Origin of the sequence: Pantoea sp. CTOTU46764 (assembly GCF_031974595.1) — a bacterium.
GTDB classification, from domain to species: domain Bacteria; phylum Pseudomonadota; class Gammaproteobacteria; order Enterobacterales; family Enterobacteriaceae; genus Pantoea; species Pantoea trifolii.
On sequence record NZ_DALYOQ010000028.1, the window covers coordinates 1 to 9,930 of the forward strand.

Below are 9,930 nucleotides of genomic sequence, written 5' to 3' on the forward strand. Positions count from 1 at the left end.
CGCGTCCTGCGGGCTCTCCTGGCTTCCTCGCTTCGTTCAGCGCTGCGGATTGCCTAACCAAAAGCGCACCTGGCCTGCTCGTAAGCTTCGGTACATGTTGTTGAAAAGGGCACAGTTGCCCGTGACGCAGCAGACGTGTCAGAACCCGCTACCTATTCAAAGCAAAACCCTTTCTTCAGTGATAAGCATTGGTCGCCATGAATGGCGACCCTACAAGACCGGGCAGGGTATCTAATGCACCACTCCTCCATGATATGAACGCAGAAAGTAGGATTTTTCTTGCTTTCGGGCAACGACTGCGCATAATCGCAAACCGCAATAATAATGATTATCACTTCGTTTGCATTAGGGGATCCCATGCGCGCTATGCCTTTCAATCCCGGACTGAAACCGACGCTGTTGGCCGTAATGGTCAGCGCCGGTTGTTTGCCAGTGATGGCTGCTACTACCAACACCACAACTCAAACCAACGCGAAAAACGAGCAGCAGACGCTGACCGTGACCGCGACACCGCAAACCGATTTCAAACCCGGCGGCGACGATCTGGTACCGGCGTTCCTTGATGGTCAGGTTGCACACGGCGGCCGTCTTGGCATGCTGGGTGAGCAAAACGCCATGGACGTGCCGTTCAACGTCATCGGTTTTACCTCGAAAATGATTCAGGACCAGCAGGCGCAAACCATCGGTGATGTGGTGCGCAACGATGCTGGCGTGCAGAATCTGAAAGGCTACGGCAACTTTGCCGAGAGCTATCGTATTCGCGGTTTCAAACTGGACGGCGATGCCATGACCTACGGCGGCCTGGCCGGTATTGTGCCGCGTCAGGTGATGGATGCCTCGCTGATTGATCGCGTGGAAATCTTTAAAGGCGCTAACGCCTTGCTGAACGGTTCGGCGGAAAGCGGCGTCGGCGGCATGATTAACCTCGAGCCGAAGCACGCTGATGACACGCCGCTGACGCGCATCGGCGTGGATTACACGTCAGGTTCACAAGTAGGCGGTACCGCCGATATTGGCCGTCGTTTTGGCGACAATAACCAGTTTGGCGTGCGTCTGAATGCGGTTAACCGCGAAGGCGGCACGGAGGTGGATGGCGAAAAGAAACGCACCACCGCTGCGTCACTCGGCCTGGATTATCGTGGCGATCGTCTGCGTACGTCGCTCGACGTCGGCTACCAGAAAAAGACCTTCCACGATGCGCGTAACGGCATCAACATCAGCGGCATCGATTTCATTCCTGATGTGCCGTCCAACTCGAAAAACTACAGCCAGAATTGGGTGTTCAGCGATATCGAGTCGGAGTTTGGTCTGGCGAAAGCCGAATACGATCTGACCGATCAGTGGACCGCTTATGCGGGCCTCGGCGCACAGCACACCCATGAAGTGGGCAACTACGGCATTCCAAAGATCCTCGATAGCGCCGGCAACGCCACCATTGGCCGCTTCCGTACTAATCGTGTGCAGGACAACATGAGCGGCATGGTTGGCCTGCGTGGTGATTTCACCACTGGTCCGGTGACGCATAAAGTGAACTTCGGCTATTCGGCGATGACCGCGAATGCGAAAAATAGCTATCGCATGTCGTCGGGTAACGATGCCAATGTGAACATTTATAACCCGCAGGATGTGGCCGAACCGGATAGCATGTTTGCCGGTGGCGCTAAGTTCAGCGATCCACTCACCACGTATCGTTCTCGTTCACAGGGCTACCTGCTGAGCGATACGCTGGGCTTCTTTGATGACACTTTGCTGGCAACCGTCGGCGCGCGTCATCAGAAAGTGGTGGTGCGTAACTACGGTTATGACGGCGCTGAAGATACCGCGACACGTTTCGACAGCAGCCGCTGGTTGCCAGCGTACGGTTTGCTGTATAAAGCCACGCAGAATATCTCGCTGTATGCCAACCATACCGAATCGCTGACGCCGGGCACCGCCGCGCCGTTTACCGCCACCAACTACGGTAGTGTGACTGGCATCGTGCATGCGAAGCAGAACGAAGTGGGTGTCAAAGCGGACTTTGGTCGCGTTGGCGGATCGCTGGCGCTGTTTGAAATCAAACAGCCGGTTGGTGTGCTGAACAATTCGGTTTACCAACTGAATGGCGAGCAGCGTAACCGTGGCGTGGAGCTGAATGTATTCGGTGAGCCGGTGCTGGGCCTGCGTCTCAACAGCAGCGCCACCTGGATCGATCCGGATATGACCAAAACCGGTGACAGCGATCAGAATGGTAAAAACGCCATTGGCGTACCGCGCTTCACTGCGGCGCTGGGTGCTGAGTATGACATCAAGCCGGTGGACGGTTTGACTGCCACGGCGTTGCTGAATTACACCGGCTCGCAATACGCTGATCTGGCAAACAACATGAAGCTGGATGATTACACCACGCTGGATTTGGGTCTGCGTTACCGCATGAAGGTTAACCAGAACGATATGGTGTGGCGCGTGGGCGTGGATAACGTCACCAATGAGAAATATTGGGCCAACGTCGATGACAGCGGCACCTATTTGTCTCAGGGTGAACCGCGTACGGTGAAGGTTTCACTGAGCTACGATTTCTAATCTTTTCTTCACGGGGCGCTTGCGCCCCGTTATTTTCTCCGCCAGAAATAATCCTGTAACTTTAAGCACATTGCATTACACTCTGTGCGGCAATCCTGCGCGAAAACTCGCCTTTATTTTTGAGTCATCATGAGTTCACCTGCACCACCAGACGACCACGACGAACCTTATCGGCAGCCGCTCGACGACGCGCTCTTCGCTATTGTGGTACTTGCAGTCACTTCGGTTACGCTTATAATCTTCGTCCTGATGATTACGCTGTGGATGAGTTAAGGTCAGCACCGGGAAAAGGAAGCCTGCAAGGAGATGTCGATGGAATCAAGAGATGACAAACTGATCGCCATAATTGGCCTGCTCTCCGCCTGTTTAATTGGCGTAGTGTTTCTTTTCACTATGACCTGGCTCACCGACGTACGTCATCCGGCTGATCCTTCACTTGATGTGCAAACCTGTCCGCAAAAACCTGCCACCACGCAACAGTCTTAGCTGTTTGTCTGCCAGTTCTGCCACTTAATTTGTTGACTGCGCAACTCCAGCGCCAGCGCCTCATGCAAGGTGCGATTGCCATTGGGATCGCCAAGGCCAAACAGCGCGCCCGGTGAACGCCGATCGTCGGCCCAGGCCGGATACTCCACCACCGGATAGAGCGAAATGCCTTCCAGCGCCACGCCGTGATCCAGCGCCAGACGCGCTTCTTCACTAATCTGCCGCAGCCAGGGCGCCCGCGCCTCACCTTCAGCGCCGGTTTCGGCCAGAATCATTGGGCGCTGATAGCGTTGCCAGCACTGCATTAACAAACGGTGCAGCGGTTGCCGCGTCGGATGGTCAAGCGGAATGGTTTCGCCTGAGAAAAACCAGTGATTGTCGGGATAGTAATTGAGACCCAGAATATCGAGGAAATCCGCGCGGCCACCCAGTTCCGGCGCATCGCGTCCGCCAATCCAATCCCAGGCTTCAAACTGCGCCTGATGCTGCGCGTCGGCGTAGGGTTTGCTGTCGGGATTATCGGGATCGGTCGCCACTTGCACCAGCGGATCGGTCAGCACAAAGCGGGCATCGGGATAAACCTCGCGAATGGCGTGCATTGCCGCTAGCGAGGCGCGCACTAATTGGCGCTTCAGCTCGCGACCGCGATCGCTGGCGTAGGGATCGAGCCAGGAAACGTCCGCGCCGGCCCACGACCAGAATGAGATCTGATTGATCGGCGTGAAAAAGGGCTTTTCGATGCCTTCATCGCGCATCAGTTGCGCCATGGCGCGGGCGAAGCGTTCAAAGTGATCGATAAAGCTGGCTTTCCAGATATCCAGGTGATCGGGATAGCCAAAGTGCGCCAGCTCCCAGATAATCTGCATATCGTGACGCGCCGCGGCGTGCACCATCGGCAGAAAGGTGCGCCAGTCATATTCATTGGGCACCGCTTCAATCAGATGCCAGCGAGCGCCATCGCGCGCGGTGTGCAAACCTTCCTGCGCCAGTGCGGCATAATCTTTCTCCAGCAGCATGTCGTGGCCGCTGCTGATCACCATATCGAGCCGACGTCCGCCTGCGCGACAGGCGGTTGAACAGGGAAAACTGCCCTGAAAGAAACTGCGGAACAGCTGAGGGTGATGGCGCAGGGATTGCTGGGTCATAATCCTCTCCTCACGGTGAACGCCGGATGCAGAATGCCTGGCTAAGTCTAGACTAAATTGACGGTGCGCCATTGGGCAGAAAAGGAAGCCTCCGATTGCTTGTTAGCGCATTGATACCAACAATAATAGGTCCACAGCTTTCAGGGATTCACTATGAGTGAAGCAGCAACTTCTTTGCCGCCTGAGGAACAGTCGGGCAACGGGCTGAAACCGAGTGTTGAGGCGCGTTGTGCGCGACATCCGGGCATGAGCGGCATCCATCCGCTTAATGATGGATTGGATGCTTTTGCTGCGCGCTATCAGATGATGAGCATGGCGCAGCACACCATTGATGTGCAGTACTACATTTGGCACAACGACATGTCTGGTCGCTTGCTGTTTAGCGCGCTGCTGGATGCCGCCGAGCGCGGAGTGAAAGTGCGACTGCTGCTGGATGACAACAACACGCCGGGTTTGGATGAAACGCTGGCGGAACTCGATCGTCACGTCAATATCGCCGTGCGCTTGTTCAATCCGTTCTCGTTCCGCACGTTGCGCGCGCTGGGTTATCTCACCGATTTTTCCCGCCTCAATCGACGTATGCACAATAAAAGTTTGACGGTGGATGGCGCGGCGACGCTGGTGGGCGGGCGCAATATCGGCGACGAATATTTTGGTACCGGCAATGAGCCGCTGTTTACCGATCTCGATGTGCTGGCGATTGGGCCGGTGGTCGACGAAGTGACGCAGGATTTCGAACGCTACTGGCGCAGTAAAGCGGTATCGCCGCTGCGCAAGGTGGTTGATGTGAGCGGCGATGCCCATCAGGCGGTGCGCTTGCCGCCGGAGTGGCAGCAGAGTGAAGCGGTGGAGCGCTATCTGGCTCGGCTGGAGCATTCGTCGTTTATCAGTCAGATGGAGCAGGGCGAGCTGGAGATGACGTGGGCGGAATCGCGTCTGCTGAGCGACGATCCGCGTAAAGGGCTCGGCAAAGCAAAACGCCGCAGTTTACTGCCGCAGCGTATGCTGGAGGTGATCGGCACGCCGCAGCAGCAGTTCGATATCATCTCGGCCTATTTTGTTCCAACGCGTGCTGGCGTGGCGCAACTGCTGGCGTTGAAGCGGCGCGGGGTGAAGATTGCGATACTCACCAATTCACTGGCGGCGAATGACGTTACGGTGGTACACGCCGGTTATGCGCGCTGGCGGAAAAAACTGCTGCGCCACGGCATTGCGCTGTATGAACTGAAGCCGCAGGATAATCCGCAGAGTGCGCCACACGATCGCGGCATCACCGGTAATTCGGGTTCCAGCTTGCATGCCAAAACCTTCACCGTCGACAATCGCAAAGTGTTTATCGGCTCGTTCAATTTCGACCCGCGTTCTGCCATGTTGAACACTGAAATGGGGTTGGTGATTGAGAGTGAAACCCTGGCGCAGCAAACCCATCAGCGCTTTATTGCCGGGATGCGCGATCGCGCCTGGACGCTGCGCCTGGATAAGTGGGGACGCGTCAATTGGGTGGAGTTTGCGAACGAGCAGGGTGAAGTGGTGCATAAACACGAACCGCAGTGCACGCTACTGCAGCGCTTGCTGGTGCGTTTGGTGTGGCGTTTGCCGGTTGAGTGGTTGCTTTAAATATAAGGGCCAGCTTACCTGGCCATTTTATTTATTTGCGTTGCGGCTTACCGGAAAACAGGAAGCGCAGCAGCGGAATGCGCAGATGGATTTCGTACAGCGTAAACGCCACGCCAAACACCATTAGCAAGCCGACAAAGAAACCGAGCGTGTCGCTACCAATGTGCGGCGTGATGTAGATGCCGTACAAAATGGTCAGCGGATGGTGTACCAGATAGATAAACAGCGAGGCATTCACCAGATACATGATGCGCGGCGAATGGCTGTTCAGCAGCTTATGGCCGAAGCTAAAACAGACGTTTAGCATGCACAACCCCATCAGCGTCGAAATGATCATATCGATTTCATACAGCCAACCTTCACCGCTGCTGTAACGCTGATTCAGGCTATAGGCGATGAATACTGCGATAGCGCCAAAGCACATCACCGGATTAAAGCGCACAAACAACGCTTTCAGCGCCTGATGCTTCCAGCTCAACGCACCCAGCATAAAGAACGGCAGGAACATCAGCGTTTGCATCACGGCAATGCTGAACAGGCCATCGGCAAACACGGCCGGAACGAAATAAAACAGCACGCGGCGCAACGCACACCAAATTAAGGCATAAGTCAGTAGTGCCAGCGTCAATTTACCCCAGCCAATTTGCTGATAATCGATGCTGCGCTGCTGCTTATTCAGCCAGCGAAACGCCACCATACCGAACGTCGTCAGAATCACCAGTACCAATAAAAACCACAGATGAGATATCAGCTCCCACGCCAGCGTGTTGTACTTGTCGTACAGCGAGAAACTACTCCAGTCGCCGATTTTGTCAGTGAGATTTTTGGTGATGAAAAACTGCGGCAGCGTAATCAGCGGAACAGCGGTCAACATCGGGATGCCGACACGCTCCAGACGCACTTTCAACCAGCGTTGTGGCTGGTAGCGTAAGTAGAGCATGTAGGAAAAATAGCCTGAGATAACAAAGAACACCTGCATGCGGAAGGCGTGAATAAAGTCGTTCAGCACCGTCAACCACATTGAGGCGTCATGACTGTTCACCGCCCATTTCTGCGTGGAGTAAATCAGGGAGACGTGAAAAGGCACGCCCAATAACATTAAATACGCGCGAATCGAATCGAGGAAATATTCACGTTCGGGTTTAGCTGAACTCATAATCTTCCAATAGTCAGTTTACTTGCCGGTTTCGCCCTGAAACCGGATTATGCCGAAGGAAAATTCTACCGGCTGTAAACAGGGTATACTATCAGGTGAATCTGTATGTGATTTTGCGGGGTTTAATTATCCTAAAAGCACATTTTCAGCTTACAAATCAGCGGAACAATCTATTACATACGCTGTCGGAAAACCGAATAATCCTTTAAGATAATCGGGTTTGATCTAAGCACACGAAAGGGGGGGATGTGCTGAATAATGTGAATAATAAAGTGGGACTGGTAAAGATGCGCTGGGTAGGCGCGGCAGTTCTGCTGGCTATGTATGCCAACAATAGTTGGGCGTTTAACATTGATGATGTTGCAAAACAAGCCAAGGCGTTGGCAGGGAAAAGTTTCGAAGCGCCAAAAAGCAATTTACCCTCTCAGTTTCGTGAAATGAAGTTTGCTGACTATCAGCAGATCCAGTTTAACCACGACAAAGCTTATTGGGGCAAACTGCGCACGCCGTTTAAGCTTGAGTTCTATCATCAGGGCATGTATTTCGATACGCCCGTGAAAATTAACGAAGTGACGGCGTCTTCAGTACGTGAAATTAAATATAACCCTGACTATTTCAATTTCGGCAACGTAAAGCACGATGCTGATTCAGTCAAAAATCTCGGCTTTGCTGGGTTTAAGGTGTTGTATCCATTAAACAAAAAGGGCAAAGACGACGAAATCACCAGCTTCCTCGGCGCCAGCTATTTCCGTGTGATTGGCGAAGGCCAGGTGTACGGTCTTTCGGCGCGCGGTCTGGCGATTGATACCGCCTTGCCGTCCGGCGAAGAGTTCCCGCGCTTTAAAGAGTTCTGGATTGAACGTCCAAAACCGCAGGACAAACAGCTGGTGATCTATGCGCTGCTGGATTCGCCACGTGCGACCGGTGCCTATCGCTTCATCATCAAACCGGGCAAAGAATCGACGGTTGATGTGCAATCCAAAGTTTACCTGCGTGATAACGTCGGCAAACTGGGCGTTGCGCCGTTGACCAGTATGTTCCTGTTTGGTGCGAACCAGCCTTCGCCGGTGACCAACTTCCGTTCAGAGCTGCACGATTCGAATGGTCTTTCGATTCATGCCGGTAACGGTGAGTGGATTTGGCGTCCGCTGAATAACCCGAAACATCTGGCGGTCAGCACCTTCACCATTGAGAATCCGAAAGGCTTTGGTCTGCTGCAACGCACGCGTGATTTCAGCCGTTTCCAGGATCTTGACGATCGTTACGATCTGCGCCCAAGTGGCTGGGTTGAGCCGCAGGGTGATTGGGGTAAAGGCCGTGTTGAACTGGTAGAGATTCCAACTGCCGATGAAACCAACGACAACATCGTTGCGTTCTGGACGCCGGAAAAACTGCCAGAGCCGGGCAAAGAGATGAACTTCCAGTATCGTCTGCACTTCACCCGTGACGAGAATCAGCTGCACTCAGACGACATCGCCTGGGTAAAAGACACGCTGCGCTCTGCCGGTGATGTGAAACAGTCGAATCTGGTGCGTCAGCCGGATGGTTCTATCGCCTTCACCGTGGATTTCGTTGGCAAAGCGATGAGCAAGCTGCCGGAAGATACGCAAGTGGCGCCGCAGGTGAGCGTGGGTAACAACGCTGACGTGGTTGAGCAGAGTGTGCGCTACAACCCGGTGACCAAAGGCTGGCGTCTGGTGTTGCGTCTGCGAGTGAAAGATAACAAGCAGCCGACTGAGATGCGTGCGGCGCTGGTGAGCGGCGACAAGACATTGACGGAAACCTGGAGCTATCAGCTACCTGCCAATGAATAAATCGATATTTCTACCTCAATCTTACGTGGAGGCCCTGCCGCTTGATGCGGCAGGGCGCGCCCGTCTGAGCGATTCGCTACAGAATGCGCAGGCGTTCCACGCTATTCATACGTCGCTGGGGCAGGATAACGCCGCCAGCGAGCGCCCGGATGATGCGCCGCTGAAATCGGTGTCATCCCGTGTGCAAATGGCCTGGCCAGACTCTTTGGCGGACGGGCAGCAGCTCAGCAAGGATTATCTCGATCGCACCACACTCAAGGCGATGCCGAAAGTGAAGCGTTCGCTGATGTTCCCGGAAATCTGGCGCACCAACCCGATTGCGCGCGCCTGGGATTCCCTGCGCGGTAAGAAATCCAATCCACGTTATGCCACCGTTGAAGAGCAGAAAACGGAGGACAAGTGGCGCCACGTTGGCTCTATGCGTCGCTATGTGCTGCTGATTCTGACGATTTTGCAGACCGTGGTGGCAACCTGGTACATGAAAACCATTCTGCCGTATCAGGGCTGGACGCTGATCGATCCGATCGAGATGTTCAACCAGAACTGGCTGCAGTCGGTTGAGCTGATTCTGCCGTATATCCTGCAAACCGGAATTCTGTTCCTGTTCGCCATTCTGTTCTGCTGGGTTTCTGCCGGTTTCTGGACCGCGCTGATGGGCTTCCTGCAGTTGCTGATTGGCCGCGATAAGTACAGCATTTCGTATTCGACCACCGGCGATGAGCCGCTGAATCCGGAACATCGTACCGCGCTGATCATGCCGATCTGTAATGAAGACGTTGAACGCGTGTTTGCCGGCCTGCGTGCGACCTGGGAATCGGTCAAACGTACCGGCAACGCCGAGCACTTCGACGTCTACATTCTGAGCGACAGCTACGATGCCGATATCGCCATCGCCGAGCAAAAAGCCTGGATGGAGCTGGTGCGTGATGTCGGTGGCGCCGGCAAGATTTTCTATCGTCGTCGTCGCCGTCGTGTGAAGCGTAAAAGCGGCAACATCGATGACTTCTGCCGTCGCTGGGGCAGCAACTACAGCTACATGGTGGTGCTGGACGCCGACAGCGTAATGAGCGGTGAGTGTCTTACCGGCTTGGTGCGCATGATGGATGCTAACCCGAACGCCGGTATTATCCAGTCGTCGCCGAAAGCGTCAGGT

The 9,930-nt window shown here is 54.5% G+C and carries 7 protein-coding genes; 5 read left to right on the plus strand and 2 right to left on the minus strand.

The window, feature by feature from the left end; translation table 11 throughout:
- The first annotated feature begins 357 nt into the window (after positions 1-357).
- The gene (locus tag RTM06_RS11530) at positions 358-2,559 is read left to right on the plus strand and encodes a TonB-dependent siderophore receptor (RefSeq protein WP_312182298.1); all 2,202 of its coding nucleotides are present in this window, start codon (positions 358-360) and stop codon (positions 2,557-2,559) included.
- Positions 2,560-2,871: 312 nt separating this feature from the next.
- Positions 2,872-3,045 (plus strand): hypothetical protein, encoded by a 174-nt coding sequence (locus tag RTM06_RS11535; RefSeq protein WP_256696168.1) that lies wholly within the window; start codon positions 2,872-2,874, stop codon positions 3,043-3,045.
- Here the strand turns inward: RTM06_RS11535 and RTM06_RS11540 are convergent.
- On the minus strand, positions 3,042-4,190 hold the full coding sequence (locus RTM06_RS11540) for a beta-glucosidase (protein WP_312182301.1): 1,149 nt from the start codon (positions 4,188-4,190) through the stop codon (positions 3,042-3,044). The genes RTM06_RS11535 and RTM06_RS11540 overlap by 4 nt on opposite strands.
- 153 nt (positions 4,191-4,343) lie before the next feature.
- Between RTM06_RS11540 and RTM06_RS11545 the strand changes: the two genes are divergently transcribed.
- Positions 4,344-5,807, plus strand: a complete 1,464-nt coding sequence (locus tag RTM06_RS11545) for a phospholipase D family protein (RefSeq protein ID WP_312182303.1) — start codon at positions 4,344-4,346, stop codon at positions 5,805-5,807.
- A gap of 31 nt (positions 5,808-5,838) precedes the next feature.
- Here the strand turns inward: RTM06_RS11545 and mdoC are convergent, their stop codons facing one another.
- On the minus strand, positions 5,839-6,963 hold the full coding sequence (gene mdoC / locus RTM06_RS11550; RefSeq protein ID WP_312182305.1) for a glucans biosynthesis protein MdoC: 1,125 nt from the start codon (positions 6,961-6,963) through the stop codon (positions 5,839-5,841).
- A gap of 278 nt (positions 6,964-7,241) precedes the next feature.
- Here mdoC and RTM06_RS11555 point away from each other — a divergent pair, with 278 nt between their 5' ends.
- Positions 7,242-8,777: a glucan biosynthesis protein G gene (locus tag RTM06_RS11555; protein ID WP_312182363.1), complete on the plus strand. Its 1,536-nt coding sequence runs from the start codon at positions 7,242-7,244 to the stop codon at positions 8,775-8,777.
- Positions 8,770-9,930 (plus strand): glycosyltransferase (locus RTM06_RS11560; RefSeq protein WP_312182307.1); only part of this gene is annotated, 1,161 nt, incomplete at its 3' end. The genes RTM06_RS11555 and RTM06_RS11560, both read left to right, overlap by 8 nt.

Coding starts and splice junctions, on each gene's coding strand:
- RTM06_RS11540 (WP_312182301.1), bottom strand. CDS start 4,190: ATGACCCAGCAATCCCTGCGCCATCACCCTCAGCTGTTCCGCAGTTTC.
- RTM06_RS11530 (WP_312182298.1), top strand. CDS start 358: ATGCGCGCTATGCCTTTCAATCCCGGACTGAAACCGACGCTGTTGGCC.
- RTM06_RS11535 (WP_256696168.1), top strand. CDS start 2,872: ATGGAATCAAGAGATGACAAACTGATCGCCATAATTGGCCTGCTCTCC.
- mdoC (WP_312182305.1), bottom strand. CDS start 6,963: ATGAGTTCAGCTAAACCCGAACGTGAATATTTCCTCGATTCGATTCGC.
- RTM06_RS11545 (WP_312182303.1), top strand. CDS start 4,344: ATGAGTGAAGCAGCAACTTCTTTGCCGCCTGAGGAACAGTCGGGCAAC.